17 protein-coding genes are annotated in these 15,190 nt (G+C 72.6%); all 17 read left to right on the top strand.

Annotation, left to right across the window (positions count from 1 at the left end; genetic code table 11):
- The first annotated feature begins 4 nt into the window (after nt 1–4).
- The 17 genes from ACPPVT_RS18395 (at nt 5) to ACPPVT_RS18475 (ending at nt 15,133) form a co-directional block, all read left to right on the top strand.
- Complete coding sequence (locus tag ACPPVT_RS18395; RefSeq protein ID WP_426562804.1) at nt 5–376, top strand: DUF192 domain-containing protein; 372 nt, start codon at nt 5–7, stop codon at nt 374–376.
- Nucleotides 377–448: 72 nt separating this feature from the next.
- Nucleotides 449–2,188: a glycosyltransferase family 2 protein gene (locus ACPPVT_RS18400; RefSeq protein WP_426562806.1), complete on the top strand. Its 1,740-nt coding sequence runs from the start codon at nt 449–451 to the stop codon at nt 2,186–2,188.
- A gap of 151 nt (nt 2,189–2,339) precedes the next feature.
- Nucleotides 2,340–3,821 (top strand): hypothetical protein, encoded by a 1,482-nt coding sequence (locus ACPPVT_RS18405; protein WP_426562808.1) that lies wholly within the window; start codon nt 2,340–2,342, stop codon nt 3,819–3,821.
- Between the two features lie 5 nt (nt 3,822–3,826).
- Nucleotides 3,827–4,246, top strand: coding sequence for a hypothetical protein (locus ACPPVT_RS18410; RefSeq protein ID WP_426562810.1), 420 nt, complete (start codon nt 3,827–3,829; stop codon nt 4,244–4,246).
- Nucleotides 4,243–4,734: a hypothetical protein gene (locus ACPPVT_RS18415; protein WP_426562812.1), complete on the top strand. Its 492-nt coding sequence runs from the start codon at nt 4,243–4,245 to the stop codon at nt 4,732–4,734. The genes ACPPVT_RS18410 and ACPPVT_RS18415 overlap by 4 nt, the downstream gene beginning before the upstream one ends.
- 35 nt (nt 4,735–4,769) lie before the next feature.
- A complete protein-coding gene (locus tag ACPPVT_RS18420) occupies nt 4,770–5,489 on the top strand; it encodes a hypothetical protein (protein WP_426562814.1) in 720 nt (239 codons plus the stop codon).
- Entirely contained in the window at nt 5,486–6,322 is an 837-nt protein-coding gene (locus ACPPVT_RS18425) for a hypothetical protein (protein ID WP_426562816.1), read from the top strand. Before ACPPVT_RS18420 ends, ACPPVT_RS18425 begins: the two co-directional genes overlap by 4 nt.
- On the top strand, nt 6,319–7,023 hold the full coding sequence (gene cpaB, locus ACPPVT_RS18430; RefSeq protein ID WP_426562818.1) for a Flp pilus assembly protein CpaB: 705 nt from the start codon (nt 6,319–6,321) through the stop codon (nt 7,021–7,023). Before ACPPVT_RS18425 ends, cpaB begins: the two co-directional genes overlap by 4 nt.
- Entirely contained in the window at nt 7,020–8,600 is a 1,581-nt protein-coding gene (locus tag ACPPVT_RS18435) for an AAA family ATPase (protein ID WP_426562820.1), read from the top strand. Before cpaB ends, ACPPVT_RS18435 begins: the two co-directional genes overlap by 4 nt.
- Complete coding sequence (locus ACPPVT_RS18440; RefSeq protein ID WP_426562822.1) at nt 8,597–8,983, top strand: TadE/TadG family type IV pilus assembly protein; 387 nt, start codon at nt 8,597–8,599, stop codon at nt 8,981–8,983. Before ACPPVT_RS18435 ends, ACPPVT_RS18440 begins: the two co-directional genes overlap by 4 nt.
- The gene (locus ACPPVT_RS18445) at nt 8,974–10,311 is read left to right on the top strand and encodes a CpaF family protein (protein ID WP_426562824.1); all 1,338 of its coding nucleotides are present in this window, start codon (nt 8,974–8,976) and stop codon (nt 10,309–10,311) included. Before ACPPVT_RS18440 ends, ACPPVT_RS18445 begins: the two co-directional genes overlap by 10 nt.
- The gene (locus ACPPVT_RS18450; protein ID WP_426562826.1) at nt 10,308–11,240 is read left to right on the top strand and encodes a type II secretion system F family protein; all 933 of its coding nucleotides are present in this window, start codon (nt 10,308–10,310) and stop codon (nt 11,238–11,240) included. The genes ACPPVT_RS18445 and ACPPVT_RS18450 overlap by 4 nt, the downstream gene beginning before the upstream one ends.
- Nucleotides 11,240–12,133 (top strand): type II secretion system F family protein, encoded by an 894-nt coding sequence (locus ACPPVT_RS18455; protein ID WP_426562828.1) that lies wholly within the window; start codon nt 11,240–11,242, stop codon nt 12,131–12,133. Before ACPPVT_RS18450 ends, ACPPVT_RS18455 begins: the two co-directional genes overlap by 1 nt.
- Complete coding sequence (locus ACPPVT_RS18460; RefSeq protein WP_426562830.1) at nt 12,126–13,334, top strand: sensor histidine kinase; 1,209 nt, start codon at nt 12,126–12,128, stop codon at nt 13,332–13,334. The genes ACPPVT_RS18455 and ACPPVT_RS18460 overlap by 8 nt, the downstream gene beginning before the upstream one ends.
- The gene (locus ACPPVT_RS18465) at nt 13,331–13,954 is read left to right on the top strand and encodes a response regulator (protein ID WP_426562832.1); all 624 of its coding nucleotides are present in this window, start codon (nt 13,331–13,333) and stop codon (nt 13,952–13,954) included. Before ACPPVT_RS18460 ends, ACPPVT_RS18465 begins: the two co-directional genes overlap by 4 nt.
- A 187-nt stretch (nt 13,955–14,141) precedes the next feature.
- Nucleotides 14,142–14,378, top strand: a complete 237-nt coding sequence (locus ACPPVT_RS18470) for a hypothetical protein (protein WP_426562834.1) — start codon at nt 14,142–14,144, stop codon at nt 14,376–14,378.
- 83 nt (nt 14,379–14,461) lie between these two features.
- Complete coding sequence (locus tag ACPPVT_RS18475; protein ID WP_426562836.1) at nt 14,462–15,133, top strand: hypothetical protein; 672 nt, start codon at nt 14,462–14,464, stop codon at nt 15,131–15,133.
- Nucleotides 15,134–15,190 lie beyond the last annotated feature (57 nt).

Raw genomic sequence — 15,190 nt, forward strand, 5'->3', positions numbered from 1 at the left:
AGCCGTGGCCGGCGCTGAGCTGCCCGTGTTCGGGCCGGGGCAGGACGTCCTGCTCGTCGACGGCACGCCGGTCGCCGCCCTCGCCGTGGCCCGGACCGCCGCCGAGCGCCGCAAGGGCCTGCTCAAGACCTCCGCCGTCGAGGGCGCGCTGTGGATCACCAAGTGCCCGAGCGTGCACATGGTCGGCATGCGCTACCCCATCGACGTCGCCGTCCTGGACCGCGACGGCGTCGTCCTGCACGTCGCCACCCTGCGCCCCACCTGGGGGATGACCCGGATTCGACTGCGTGCCCGCGACACGGTCGAGACCGGCGCCGGCCGGCTGGCCGAGTGGGGCGTGCGAGTCGGGTGCCGACTCAAGATCGCACCCGGCTAGCTGCCGGAGTGGCACTCTGAGCACTGGGCCGGCGCCGGCTGGTCCGCAGGCGAGCAGGGTCGCGAGGTTTCGATGCGAGGGCAGCAGCTGAGCTGGCAGCGACGGGCCTCGAGGCTGGGCTGGGTGACCGCCGGCCTGCTGCTCCTGTCTGCCGTGCTGCTGCTCCTCGCCGGGTGGGCGTTGGCCTCCGACCAGCCGCCCGTCGTCCCGGAGCCGCCACTGCGCGCGGGTCAGGCGCTCCTGCCGGTCGACGTGCAGATCCGGGCGCCGAACCCGGTGGCCGCGCTCGGTCTGGGTCTGGCGCTGTCCGCGTACTTCGTGGGGCTGGCCGCACTGCAGACGGCGACCGCGATGCGAGTGCTCGCCCGCGACCGCCGGATTCCTGACCCGCTGCCGGCCCGGGCGGCCCGGATGCGCCGACGCGTCCTGGGCCAGTCCCTGGTGCGGGCCCTGCAGATCAACCTGCCGCCGCCCTGGCCGGAGTCGGGCATCCCCGCCACGGCCGAGGCGCAGACCACCCTGCGGTGCACGGTGCTCGTCCCGGCGCACGACGAGGAGGCGGTCCTGGCCCAGACGCTGATCTCCCTGGCACGGCAGACCAGGCCGCCGGACCGCGTCGTCGTCATCGCCGACAACTGCACGGACGGGACGGTGCGGATCGCGCGGGAGCACGGCGTCGAGGTGGTCGAGACGGTCGACAACACCCAGAAGAAGGCCGGCGCCCTGAACCAGGTGCTCGCCACGCTGCTGCCGGACACGGATGCCGGTGACGTCGTCATGGTGATGGACGCCGACTCCACCATCAGTGCGGACTTCCTGGCGACCGGGCTCGCGAAGCTGGAGGACGACCCCGACCTGATGGCGGTCGGCGGCCTGTTCGGCGGTGAGGACGGCGGCGGGGTGATCGGGCAGCTGCAGCGCAACGAGTACGCCCGCTACCAGCGCGTCATCGGTCGCCGGGAAGGCCGCGTCTTCGTGATGACCGGCACCGGGTCGCTGTTTCGCGGGTATGCGTTGCGGGCGGTGGCGGACAACCGCGGCAGCCTGATCCCCGGAACGCCGGGCCAGGTCTACGACACCCTCGCCCTGACCGAGGACAACGAGCTCACGCTGGCCCTGAAGACCCTGGGTGCCCGGATGGTCTCGCCGCGACCGTGCCTGGTCACCACCGAGGTGATGCCGACCTGGCGCGACCTGTGGCGCCAGCGGCTGCGCTGGCAACGCGGCGCGCTGGAGAACGTCGGCGCGTACGGGCTGACCCGGACCACCTCGCTCTACTGGGGGCAGCAGCTCGCGCTCGGCTACGGCGTCATCGCGCTCAACTCCTACCTGGCGCTGATGACCATCGCCCTGCTGGCCGCGGACGGCTTCCGCTGGTCGATCCTCTGGGTAGGGATCGGTCTGCTGTTCCTGGTGGAGCGGGTGGTCACCGCGTGGCGGGCCGGCTGGCGCGGCCGGGCGATCGCGGTTCCGCTCGTCATCGAGGTCGGGTACTCGCTGTTCCTGCAGGCGACCTTCGTGACCTCGTTGCTGCAGATCGCCTCCGGGCGCAAGGCCGGCTGGAACTACGTGCCCCGACCGGCACCAGTCGCAGCAGCCGCAGTGCCCCTGCTCGCGTTGACCGCGATCGGCGCCCGGTGGAATCCGCTGCCGTCCTCGGTGCTGCAGACCACGTGGTTCGAGGCGCTGAGCCTTTTCGTCGGCCTGAACACGCTGGTGTTCGCCGTGCTCGCCCTCTTCCAGCTGTTGCCTCCCATCGGCCGAACCTGGCACCGGATCCAGGCTGGACGATCGCAGGGTCTTTCGACCTAGTCGGCCGACCCGTCAGGGACCGCGCGCCCGGACCGATTTCGAGGTCCGAGAAGGGGCCCTGAGACCCTCCACGCCTCGCCGCCTGGCCGAAAGGATCGTGGCCGAGCGATGACCCGCCCACGGGTTCAGTGGGCTTGGCGAGGGGGGACCGATGAGGCTTCGCAGGGGGGACGACGGCGCCGCCACCGTCGAGTACGCCGGGGTCATCTTCGTCGTCGTCGCCCTGCTGCTGACCTTCGTCACCCTGGTCAGCCCGGTCGGCTACGCGATCATGGCGAAGATCTGCGAGGCCATGGGCGGCAGCTGCGCGAACCTCGGCCCGGACGCCCGCGCCAAGGACCTCAAGATTCCCTGTGTCTTCAAGCAGACCGACCGCACGCTGGGCTACAACGTCAACGTGGAGTTCGTGCGCGGCGAGCGCAAGGACACCGACCAGATCAAGACCAACGCCGATGGCACGGCGAGTGTGACCCTCACCCAAGGCAGCGGGATCGGCCTGGAGGCCGCGAAGTCCACCACGGGCAAGGGCGCGGACGCCAAGGCTCGGATCACCGCCAACGGCGACCTCGGCTACGTCTACAACTTCCCTGCCGGCTACGGCGGCAAGCACGCGGCCCAGGGCTTCCTGGACGACCGCCGCGACGGCGCGAACCAGGCGATCGACATCGTCGTCCCCGGCGCGCAGACCATCCGCGAGGGTGCGAACCAGGCCGGCAACGCGATCAGCGACGGCTGGGACTGGGCCACCGGCGAGCTGGGCTTCGGCCCCTCGGACGAGGAGAAGGCCGCCAAGGAGCGGGCCCAGGCGGCCGGTACGCCGGACGCCGTGCAGGTCTCGCTGAGCCTGCAGGGCAACGCCGGCGTCACCCTGGACGGCGGGATCGTCAAGGCGAACGGCGAGGTCAACGGCCAGGTCAAGGGCACTGCGGTGGTCTCGCTCAACCAGGACGGCCCGGACAAGTCGAGCAGCAGCTTCATGGGCTCGGCCCAGTTCGACCTCAAGGGCGACGTCACCCTGGGCATCCCGGGCGACCCCCGACAGGGCACCCCCGACATCCCGCCGATCCTGAACCTGAACGGCGCCTACGGTCAGACCGTGAGCTACCAGGTCGTGTTCGACGAGAACGGGGATCCGAAGATGCTCGTGCTCTCGCACGAGACCCGCACCAAGGCGGGGATCGGCGTGAACCCGCCGAAGATCGGCGGCACGGTCAAGGGCGGCGGCAAGGCGACCGCGGACAGCGGCACGATCACGCTGGAGACGACGACCCTGGACCTGCGCGACGCCGACAACCGCGCCGCGTTCGACAGCTTCTTCATCACCTACGGCATCGACGCCGGCAGCGTGCACGCCAAGGTGGCCGACATCCCCTTGGACGGTGGGATCAGCGGGTTGACCGACCGGTGGGCGCCGCTGCAGGCGCGGCTGGACGCCGATGGCTTCGAAGCGACCTACGTCTACGACACGACAGGAGACGCGTTGAGCGCCAACGCCGGGGAGAACTCGTTCAAGGCCGGCGGCTGGGGCGTCGGCGGGGAGAACACGACGAGCGGGCGCGAGCTGGTCTCCGCCGTCGCCCGCGACAACCGGTTCGGCGGCGCCGAGGTGCCGCTGGCCACCTGCGGGAAGTGACGCCGGTGCACCAGCCGTTCGCCGTCTACCTCGTCGGGGCCATCCTGCTCGGCGGGGTGCTGGTCGCCATCTCACGTGGGTTGCGCCGGCGGCGCTGGGTCGAGGGCGAGGCCCTGGTCACCGACGTCCGGTTCGACCGGAACGCCTTCGACGAGGGCGCCCCGGGCAACCAGCTGTTCGTCGTCCGAGGCGAGGTGCTCACCCCGGACGGCGAGCGGCACGTCGGCCAGGCGCAGGACTTCTACCACGACGACGCGAAGGCGTGGCAGGGCCAGCGCCGGCCGGCCTGGTACGACCCGAGGCGCCCGAGCCACTTCACCCTGACCCCGCCGCTGCGCGAGCGCGGCCTGAGCGGGGACGACGTGTTCGTCTACGCGGTGATGGCACTGATCGCCGCGGTCGTGCTGGCGGTGGTGCTGCTGTGACCGGTGGGCGTGGGTGGACGGTCTCGTGGGCCGGCGTCGTGGCCGGCGCGGTCAGCGGCGTGCTGCTAACCCTGCTGTTCGTCACGGCGATGACTGACGCCTTATCGCCCGCTCTGGCCCTGATGCCCGAGTTCGTGGGGTACGGTCTGATGCTGCTGCTTGTGGGGTGTCTGCGTGCTGTGTGCGGTATGTGGGCTGCCTCATGGCATCGGCGTCGGTATGAGGTGGAGTCGCGCACCGAGTTCATCCCGACCGCCGCGCTCGCCGGGGTGCTCGGCTGGGCCGGTTGGTTCGTGCTGAACGGGGTCGCGGCGCACACCGTGGGTGGGGACTGGGTGACCGTCCGGAGTCTGGCCGAAGTGCTCCGGTGGGTCGCCGAGATGGTGGTGGGCTCGCTCCTCTTGAGCCCGCAGGGTCCGGTCGAGGCGAGGGGACGTTCCCTTCCACGGCAGGCGGGTTCGGTCGGAAGGACGTCACGCGGATGGTGATCGTGGGTGTTGGTGCAGCGGAGGAGGTGCCAGGCATGTCGAGGTGGACGCGGCGAGGGCCTGGCGTCGCCCGGCGTCGTCCTCTCCTGCCCGGGCTGGTCGGGCTGTTCGCGGTGGCGGTCACGATGAGCACGGCGGGGTGCGGCTCCTCCTCCGACAGCGCGCCGCAGGCCCTGACGACCGCGACCGTCCCGGCCGACGAGGCCAGCGCTCCGGCCGGCTGGCAGACCCGGCAGGGGCCGGGCTTCAGCGTCGCGCTGCCGCCGCAGTGGCAGAACCGGCCGGACGACCAGCGGGCTGCCCCGTCGGCCGCGCTCGAGGTGGGCGTCCCCTACGCCGCGCAGACCGTCCCGCCGCCACTGCTGCTCGCGTTCGTCGGGCGCGATCTGGTCGGGCCGCTGCCGATCCGCGAGAAGGTGCTGCGCGCCCAGCTCGAGGCGGGCCTGCCGGACGACACGACGCTGGGTGCGAGCACGCACGTCAAGGTGGCCGGCTCGACCGACGCCGTCACCTTCGACGTCACCTACCGCACCAAGGGCGGCACGTCGGTGACCGGCGTCCGGCTGGCGCCGACCACGGTCCGCCAGCGCGAGCTGATCGTGGAGACGGCCGGCCTGCCCAAGTACGGCTTCCGGTACGCGGCCGCGCAGGACGACTTCGACCAGGGCACCTGGAACCAGATCCTCGGCTCGATCGTGGTCCGGGCGGGCGACCAGGGCACCGAGGCGCCGTCCACCGACGGGCAGGACTCGTGACCCTCGTCGGGCTCGGCCTGCCTCAGGTCGCGGTCGAGCACGCCCGGCTGGCCGCGGCCGGCGCCGACGCGACCGAGCTGCAGTCCCTGCTGGGCGCGCCGGACGACGACCGGTCCGGGGTGCTGCTGCTGACCTGCGACGAGCCGGGCGAGGAGCGGCAGTCCCACCGGGCCGGGGTCGTCCGGGCACTCAGCGAGCGCGCGGACGTCGCCGTGCTGGCCCTGAGCGAGCCGCCGAGCCGGATCGCGCTGCTGATGCGCTGCCTGGACTTCGTCAGCCCCTACCTGCCGGTGGCCGACCTGCACGCGGTCGCGCCGGCGGTGAACGGCGCGCTGCGCACGCTCGCGCTGGTGGACGGGGTCTCCGGCCTGCGGCGGCCGGCGCCCAGCGTCGTCCAGCACGGGCTGGGCCTGGTGCCGGGCAGCCGGTTCGCTGTCGACCTGGAGGCCGGCACGGTCGGCGCGCCGAACACGCTCGACGCCGTCACGAAGAGCCTGCCGGCGAACCCGGTCGCGACGTCCGCGGTCGTCGTCGCCGCCGACACCTGGTACCCGCTGCTGCCGGGCGCACCGGCCGAGCCGACAGTGATGCTGCGTGACGTGCCGCCGCGCACGTTCTGGGGGGCCAGGCGGTGGGCGGAGCTCACCGTGCTGACCGAGCCACTCGAGACCGTCGTCGAGCGCGCGTTGCAACAGCCGGCCAGACCCTGCACCGGCTGCGCGCGCCAGGTCCGCCAGGCGACCTGCCCGTTCTGCGGCGTCGTCCCCGGCCAGCCGGGCCCGCATGTCTCCACGTCCCCGCTGCCCAACCACGACGAGGTGCCTGCCCTGTGAATCCCCGCCAGCGACGTGGCGTGCTGCTCCTGGCTGTCGCCGCCCTCGGCGCGCTCGCCGTCTTCGTCTCCGTGCTGTCCTTCGTGTCCAGCGTGAACGCCAAGGCCGGCGACTTCGTCCCGGTCGTCGCCTTGGCGAACGACCTGAAGGCCTACCAGCCGGTCACGCCCGAGGACGTCGAGCTGCGCCAGGTGCCGGCCAAGTGGCTGTCCACCGGCGCGATCCAGGACGCCCGCGACGTGGTCGGCCTGGTCCCGGTGAACGCCTACGCGAAGGGCACCTTCGCCGAGCGCGGCATGTTCATCGACCGCCCGGGGATCCAGCAGGGCAACCGCGAGGTCGCGATCCTGGTCGACGCCGAGACCGGGGTGGCGGGCAAGGTCCGCTCCGGCGACCGGGTGGACATCATCGCGACCTTCAAGGGCGAGGACGGCAAGCAGAGCACGTCCAGCATCTGGGCGCAGAACGCGCTGGTGATCGACGTCGGACTGCCGGAGCAGGTCGAGCGGCAGGGCGATGGCCAGGCTTTCAGCGAGGGCAAGGCGGTGCCGGTCACGTTCGCGCTGCCGACCCAGACGGCGCTGCGAGTCGCCTACGCGGAGAGCTTCGCGGTGAAGGTGCGGCTGGCGCTGCGAGCCCGCAACGACGACTCGCAGGTGCACCCGGGCGACCTGATCTTCCCCGCCGGGAACGGCTCGTGAGCGCCTCGATCGTCCTGGTCAGCCAGGACGAGGACGTCCGCAGCTCGGTCCGCTCGATCGCCGGCGAGGCCACCGAGGTCGACCTGGTCGGCGTGCTGTCCACCACCGCCGAGCTGGTCGCGGCGCTGGACGACGGTGAGGTGGACGTCGTCCTGGTCGACGACGGCCTGACCGAGATGCCCGCGCTCGACCTGGTGCGCAACCTCGGACAGTCCCGGCCGATGCTCGCGGTGCTGGTGCTCAGCCGCGACCCCGACCCGTTCACGCTCAGCGCGGTGATCGAGGCCGGCGCCCGCGGGATGATCGCGCTGCCTCTGTCGCTGCAAGACCTGCAGGCCCGGGTCGACAACGCCGCGTCCTGGAGCCGCACGCTGCGCAACCACGTCACCGGCCAGGGCGGCTTCGCCGCCGGCCGCGGTCGGGTGGTGGCGATCGCCGGCGCCAAGGGCGGTGTCGGGACGACGACGCTGAGCGTGCTGCTGGCCCAGCAGAGCGTGCTGCCCAGCCGCACTCTGTGTCTGGTGGACCTCGACCTGCGCAAGGGGGACGTCGCCTACTACTGCGGGGTCACCCCGCGCCGGTCCATCGCCGACCTCGCAGACGTGGCGAGCGAGATCACCGGCCGGAGCATCCGCGAGGTCGTGCAGGACGTGCCGGCCGGGTTCGCGGTGCTCACCGCCCCGGTCGAGGCCGAGCGCGCCGAGGACGTGACCGCGCTGGTCACCCGGCAGGTGCTCAACCAGCTGCGGATGCAGTTCGAGCTCATCCTGGTCGACGTCGGTGCGACCCTGGACGACGCGTCGGCCACGGTGCTGGAGATGGCCGACGACGCGCTGCTCGTGGTCACGGCGGACGTGGTCAGCCTGCGTTCGGCCCGGCGCAGCCTGGTCGCCTGGGAGCGGCTCGCGATCCGCCAGCCCGACGACGTCCGGCTGGTCGTCAACATGGTCAGCCGACGACGCGAGGTGCAGCCCGACTTCGCGCAGCGCGTCGTCCAGATCCCGCTGGCCGGCGCCGTCCCCGAGGTGTTCGCCGAGCTCGAACCGGCTGTCAACACGGGCACCCTGGCCACGGCCCGCCCGGGCGTCGCCGCACGCGCGGTCTGCGCGGTGGGCCGGTCACTGGGCCTGCGCGAGCAGCTGTCGCCCCCCGAGGCAGCCGGCCTGCAGGTCGAGGTCGAGCCGCTGACCCGCACGTCCGGCCGCCGCCGGCGCGGACGACGCGTCGTCGGGGACAACGGGCAGTCGATGGTGGAGCTGCCCGTGGTGGTCGGGCTGTTCGTCGCGGTCTTCCTGCTCTGCCTGCAGGGCGTGGTGTTCGGCGTCACCCAGATCCTGGCCCACCACGCGGCGCAGGAGGTGGCGCGCGAGGCCTCGGTGCGAGCGGACCCCGCCACCGTGAACGCGGCCGCGCACCACGCGCTGCCGCTGTCCTTCGGGGACGGCTCGTCGGTCAGCATCGACCAGGGCGCCAGCACGGTCGCGGTGCGGGTGCACACCCCGCGGGTCATCCCGCTGCCCAGCCCCATCGACCTGGACGTCGTCGCCCGGGCCGAGTTCCAGCCGGAGCCCTCGTGATCGGCGCGACCAGGAGCTGCGGCGAGGACGGCAGCATCGCCGTCGAGCTGGTGGCGAGCGTGCCGATCCTGGTCGTGCTCACGATGGGCATGGTCCAGGGGCTCTACGCGGTGACCGCCGTCGAGGCGGCCAGCCGGGCGGCCCGTGACGCTGCCCGGGCCGCCTCGCCGGCCAGCGCCACCACGCCGTACTCCGCCGCCCAGTCCGCGCTGCCGGGCTGGGTGCGGGTCCGGCAGGTGAGCGTCGGCTCCGGCGGCGGCTGCGCGGGCGAGTGCTCGACCGTGCAGGTCGAGGTGCCGTTCGGCGTCCCCGGGGTGCTCACCGCCGGGTCGTTCACGGTGACCAAGCACGCCGATCTGCCGAGGGTTGACGCATGGGGCTGAAGGACAGGGTCGCGGCCGACGAGCGAGGCTCCGGCGAGGAGATCAACCTCGTCGGCGCCTACCTCGAGCGGCTGCTGGAGGAGCTGGACCGCGACGAGCTGCGCGGGCTCAGCGAGGTGCAGCGCCGGGCGCGGCTGGAGCGCCGGCTCGGCGACCTGCTGAGCATCGAAGGCCCGGTGATGAGCAACCGGGAACGCGCCGCCTTCATCCGCCGGGTGGTCGACGAGGCGCTCGGGCTGGGCGTGCTCGAGCCGCTGCTGGCCGACGAGTCGATCACCGAGATCATGGTCAACGGCCCGGACAACGTCTTCGTCGAGCGACGCGGCCGGGTGGAGCGCCACCCCACGGTCTTCTCCTCGCAGGCCCAGCTGATGCAGACCATCGACCGGATCGTGTCGCGGGTCAACCGACGGGTGGACGAGTCCAGCCCGATGGTGGACGCCCGGCTGGCCACCGGCGAGCGGGTCAACGTGATCATCCCGCCGCTCGCGCTGGACGGTCCGACGCTGACCATCCGGCGCTTCCCCCGGCCGTTCCGGCTGCACGAGCTGGTCGAGCGGGACACCGTCAGCCCCGAGGTGGTGGCCCTGCTGTCGGCCTGCGTGCGGGCCAAGTTCAACATCGTCATCTCCGGCGGCACCGGCTCGGGCAAGACGACCTTCCTGAACGCGCTGTCCGGCCTGATCCCGGACCACGAGCGGATCATCACCGTCGAGGACGCCGCCGAGCTCACGCTGCAGCAACCGCACGTCGTCCGGCTCGAGTCGCGCCCGTCCAACGTGGAGGGACGCGGCGAGGTGACCATCCGCGACCTGGTGCGCAACAGCCTGCGGATGCGGCCGGACCGGATCGTGGTCGGCGAGGTCCGCGGCGGCGAGACGCTGGACATGCTGCAGGCGATGAACACCGGCCACGAGGGGTCGTTGGCCACCGTGCACGCCAACAGCGCGGACGACGCCCTCAGCCGGCTGGAGACGCTGGCCTCGATGAGCGAGCTCGGACTGCCGGTGGACGTCCTGCGCGACCAGCTGAACGGTGCCATCGACATCGTCGTCCAGCTCGCCCGGCAGAGCGACGGTTCGCGCAAGGTGGTCGAGGTGGCCGCCCTGGTGTCCCGTCGCCGCGAGGACTACCGGATCGAGCCGCTGGCCCACTACGAGGCGAACCCGCTGGTGCCCGGTGACCGGGTCACCGGTCGCTACCGGCACCACGCGTTGCCCTCGACGATGTCCGCCCGACTGGTCGGGATGGGCGAGAGCGTCCCCGGCGCCTTCACCGGCCTGGGGTCCGCCCCCGACCAGGACGCCACCTCCTGGGGGCGCGCGTGACGGCGTCCCCCGCGACCATCGCGGCGCTGCTGCTAGTCACCCTGGTGGTGACCGTGCTCGGGCTCGCCGCGTTCCGGGACAGCTACCAGCGCGACCGGGCGATCCGGGAGAGCGCGGCGGGTCTGGCCAGCGGTGACCAGGTGGGCCGGCTGCGGCGACGCTGGAACTCGCGGGTCCGGCGTACGGACTACGGGCACCGGCTCGACCGCCGCCTGGCCGGTGCGACGCTGAGCGTCGGCCCGGGCGACTACGTGCTGCTGGTCGGGGTCTCGGCACTGCTGCTCGCACTGATCAGCCGGCCGCTGCTGGGCAACATCGGTGCGGTCGTCATCGCGCTCGCCGTCGTGGTGAGTGCGAGCAGGTGGCTGGACCGCAGGCGCCGCAAGCGCGTCGAGGCGTTCGTCGCGCAGCTGCCCGACCTCGCTCGGGTGCTGTCCAACGCGGCGTCCGCGGGGCTGGCGCTGCGCACGGCCATCGACCTGGCGGCCCGTGAGATGCCGGCTCCGGCGGCCGAGGAGTTCGGCGAGGTCGCTCGCCAGCTCGCGCTCGGGCAGAGCCTGGACGACGCGCTGGAGGACCTGCGCGAGCGCCTGCCCTCGCGCGAGCTGGCCGTGCTGGTGCAGACGCTGGTGATCCAGAGCCGGGCCGGCGGGGCCCTGGTCTCGGCGCTGGTGAACATCGCCGCAACGCTGGAGACCCGCAAGGAGCTGCGCCGCGAGATCCGGACTGCGGTTTCCGGTGCGCTGTTCGGCGGCTACACGGTCGTCGGCATCGGCGTCGCCTCGGTGCTGATCATGAACCTGATCACCCCCGGCGCGCTGGACCAGCTCAGCCAGACCCTGATCGGCCAGGGCGTGATGCTGGTGTCCGGTGTGCTGTTCCTGGTCGGGTTCCTGCTCATCCGCAAGATCACGGACATCGAGATCTGATGGCCGTCCTGCTCATCCCGCTCGCGACCACCGCCGTGGTCGGGCTGGCCGTGATCGGGTGGCGGATGGCGCGCAGCACCGGCCTCGAGCTCGTCGAGGGCACCTTCGACCTGGGGGTGGACGCGGACGCCACACCCCCGTTGGTCGCGCGGCTGATCGACGGCCTCGGCGTGCGCTTCCAGCGCTTCCTGCTCGCCGCCTACGGCACCCGCCGGCTGGCCGCCCTGGACCGCCGGCTGGCCCGGGCCGGCCGCCCGGAGGGCATGGCGACCCGTGACTTCGTCCGCCGGCAGGCCGGTTTCGCGGTGATCGGCGTGGTCGCGGCGCTCTTCCTGCTGCTGGCTGGGCAGGCCCTGATCGGGCTCATCGTCTTCCTGCTGTTCGCCGGCTGGATGGACTTCTGGCTGCGCGGGCTGGCCAACCGCCGCCAGGCCCAGATCGCGCGCGAGCTGCCGGACTTCCTGGACGTGCTGGCTGTCACCGTGACGGCCGGCCTGTCGTTGCAGGCCGCGCTGGAGCGGGTCTCGTCGGTCGAGCAGACCCCGCTGTCGGACGAGGTGCGCCGCGTGCTGGACGACATGCGGCTCGGCCTGGCCCGACGGCAGGCGTTCGAGCAGTTGCGCGAGCGCAACGACACGCCGTCCCTAGGCTCGTGGGTGACCGCGATGCTGCAGGCCGAGGAGCTCGGCACGCCGCTGTCCCAGGCGCTGAACGACATCGCCGGCGAGGTGCGCCGCGAGGCCGCGCAGGTGGCTCGGCGGGCGGCGGCGAAGGCCACCCCCAAGGTCAGCCTGGTGGTGACGCTGGTCATCGTGCCGGGGGCGATCCTGCTGATCATGTCGGCGCTGGTGCTCAGCCAGATCGCCAACCTGAAGGGCATCTTCGGTGGCTAGCGCGCGCGGGCTCAGCGAGCTGGTCAAGATCCTGTGCGACCTGCGACTGGCCGCGCTGGCCCTGCTGGTGGTCACCGAGGGCCTGGCCGACGCGCCGCTGTGGACCCTGCTGGTGGCGATCCTGGTGCTGCCGCTCAGCTTCCTGCCGGTGCGCTGGTGGGACGGAGTCGGCCAGCGGATGCTGTCCGCGCCGTGGTACCCGGTGGTCGACACCGTGGCGACGGTGCTGGTGCTCGTGCTGTTCGGGGTCGGCAGCTCGGCGCTGGTCTACGTGGGCGCGTCGCTGGCCCTGCTCGGCGCGGCCTGCCGGCTGCGCGGGGTCGTGCTGGCGGTCAGCGCAGTGGTCGGGCTGCACGTGCTGGCCGTCGTCCCGCTGGCCCACGACGGGGACCAAGTGGCGGCCGAGATCGGCGGCATGCTGGGCCGGCTGCTGCTGCTGTGCGCCTGCGCGCTGCTCGGCCGGCGGCTCAGCAACCTGCTGACCTCGCGGGACGCGCTCTACCGCCGGGTGCACGCCAGCGAGCTGAGCCGGGCGCACGCCGAGGAGCGCACCCGGCTGGCCCAGGAGATGCACGACAGCCTGAGCAAGACCCTGCACGGCCTGCACCTGCTGGCCACCAGCCTGACCCGTCGGCTCGAGCAGGACAGCAGCAGCCGCGCCGCCGATGCCCGCGCGCTGATGGCCGCCAGCGAGCTGGCCCGAAACGACTCGCGCCGGCTGCTCGCCGACCTGCGACACGCACCGGAGGAGCTGACTCCTGCGCTGCGCGACGTCGCCGAGCGCTGGCGCGCGCAGCACCCGGACGTCGTGGTCGACGTCCGGGTGGCTGAGCGCGACCTCGACCTCGGCCCCGGCGCTCGCTACGAGGTGGTGCGCAGCGTGTCCGAGCTGTTGGAGAACGTGGCCCGGCACGCTGACGCGCGGCGAGTCCGGCTGAGCGCCGGCGAGGACGACGGCTGGGTGCTCGTGGAGGTCACTGACGACGGCCGGGGCATGCCCGAGCCGGACCTGGCGACGCTGCACACCGACGGCCACTACGGCCTGGTCGGCGTGCACGAGCGGATGCGCCGGGTCAACGGGACGACGGAGGTCAGCACGGCGCCGGGGGCCGGCACGACCGTCCGGATGCGCCTTCCCGGCGCGCTGCTTGAACGACAGGACGACGACCTGGCGGTCGCGGCCGGAAGCGAGGGGGCATGAAGGTACTGGTGGTGGACGACAACCCGGTGGTCCGGCTAGGCCTGACGGCGATGCTGTCGGACGTCGGGCTGGTCGAGCAGGTGCAGGAGGCCGCGAACGGCGTCCAGGCACTGGAGCTGCTGGGTAGTGAGCGCTTCGACGTGGTGTTCCTGGACGTGCGGATGCCGGTGCTGGACGGGCTCGGGGTGCTCGAGCAGCTCGACGGCACCGTGCCGGCCGTCATGCTCACCCACTCCGAGGAGCCGGACGTGATCGCCGAGGCGCTGCGCCGTGGCGCCCGCGGCTACCTGGTGCACGGCGCGTTCGGCGAGGGCGAGCTGGTCTCGGCCCTGACCACCTGCGTGAACGGCGGGATGGTACTCAGCCCGGCGGCTGTCGAGGTAGCCGTGCACGGGGGCTCGGCGGGCCGCGCGCAGACCGCGCCCGCACGTCCGGACTTCGGGCTGACCGGCCGCGAGTGCGAGCTGCTGGACGCGCTGTCCGAGGGGCTGAGCAACGCCGCCATCGCCAGCAAGCTCTTCGTGTCGGAGAAGACGGTCAAGAACCACCTCAACCGGATCTATCCCAAGCTCGCGGTGACCAGCCGCAGCGAGGCGATCGTGCGCTGGCTGGGTCGTTGACGGGTCGTCGATGGGTCGTGGATGGGTCGTGGATGGGTCGTGGATGGGGCGCCGGACCCGCCGCAGGTTGGGCCCTGGATGGGGCCTTTCGCCTCTCCTGCGCCCGATGCCCGGCTCATAGCGTTCTCGGTGTCAGGACAGCACGCAAACACCGGACCACAGCGCAACACCACCCAAGGAGCTTGAGATGGACACCATGACGCGCAACCTCGTCGCCGCCCAGATCGCGGTCACCGGCTACGTGGCCGGCGCCCTGGAGTCGCTGCGCAAGGACGACCGCGGCCAGGCCTCGACCGAGTACGCCGGCGTGATCTTCGTGGTCGTCGCCCTGGTCGGCGTGGTCATCGTCGCCGCGAAGGCCACCGACATCGGCACCACCCTGATGAACAAGATCAAGGAAGCGGTGGGCACGCTGGGCGGCTGAGCACGACGCTCGTCGAGAGGTGGCCGGGAACCCCGGCCACCTTTCGGCGTCCAGCGATGAACACCAGCGACCGGAAGGGCGAGATGAGCGGCAGGCGAGGGGACGACGGGCAGACGTCGCTGTTGCTCATCCCCGCGGTGGCCGGCCTGCTGGCCGCCGTCCTGCTGGTGATCACCATGCTGGGGGACGGGGTACAGAAGCGGACCCAGACCCGCACCTCCGCGGACGCCGCGGCGCTGGCCGCCGCCGAGGCGTGGCGGGAGGCCGTGGACGACCTCTACGAGCAGGCGCTGGAGGGCAGCTTCCCAGCCAGGGTCCGGCTGCTGCACGCGCTGCTGGACGGCGACCCCACGGATCTGGACGGCGGCGCCGCCCGCTCGCAGGCCGAGCGGTTCGCCAGCAGCAACGGAGCGGAGCTGACGGGGTTCGACGTCCGGGTCGGCCCTCGCGGGGTCGAGTACCTGGCCACCACCCGCAGCCTGACGGACGTGCACGACACGCAGACCAAGCCCGAGGCGCGGGCGGTCGCGCGGGCCGAGCCGCGCAGCGGGCTGTGCGCGGACGGCGGCCGGCTCGGCATCGTCGTCGGGGGGCACTGCCTGACCGGCTCCGGGGCGTTTCCCACCCCCGAAGCCACCCCGACGTCGACCCCGACGGGCACGCCTAGCGGGACGGCGACCCCCACTCCGACGCCGACGCCGACGCCGACCCTTGATCTCGAGCCGCTGCGCTGGCGGGTGGGGCTGGTCGAATAGGGCGGAGGTAGTCCGTTCCGATACGGTGCTACCGATTTATGCACTCGGCTACCCCAC

Source organism: Angustibacter sp. McL0619, assembly GCF_049994355.1.
In the GTDB taxonomy this organism is placed as follows: Bacteria; Actinomycetota; Actinomycetes; order Actinomycetales; family Angustibacteraceae; genus Angustibacter.

Coding starts and splice junctions, on each gene's coding strand:
- ACPPVT_RS18400 (WP_426562806.1), top strand. CDS start 449: ATGCGAGGGCAGCAGCTGAGCTGGCAGCGACGGGCCTCGAGGCTGGGC.
- ACPPVT_RS18420 (WP_426562814.1), top strand. CDS start 4,770: ATGTCGAGGTGGACGCGGCGAGGGCCTGGCGTCGCCCGGCGTCGTCCT.
- ACPPVT_RS18475 (WP_426562836.1), top strand. CDS start 14,462: ATGAGCGGCAGGCGAGGGGACGACGGGCAGACGTCGCTGTTGCTCATC.
- ACPPVT_RS18445 (WP_426562824.1), top strand. CDS start 8,974: ATGGGGCTGAAGGACAGGGTCGCGGCCGACGAGCGAGGCTCCGGCGAG.
- ACPPVT_RS18470 (WP_426562834.1), top strand. CDS start 14,142: ATGGACACCATGACGCGCAACCTCGTCGCCGCCCAGATCGCGGTCACC.
- ACPPVT_RS18455 (WP_426562828.1), top strand. CDS start 11,240: ATGGCCGTCCTGCTCATCCCGCTCGCGACCACCGCCGTGGTCGGGCTG.
- ACPPVT_RS18405 (WP_426562808.1), top strand. CDS start 2,340: ATGAGGCTTCGCAGGGGGGACGACGGCGCCGCCACCGTCGAGTACGCC.
- ACPPVT_RS18465 (WP_426562832.1), top strand. CDS start 13,331: ATGAAGGTACTGGTGGTGGACGACAACCCGGTGGTCCGGCTAGGCCTG.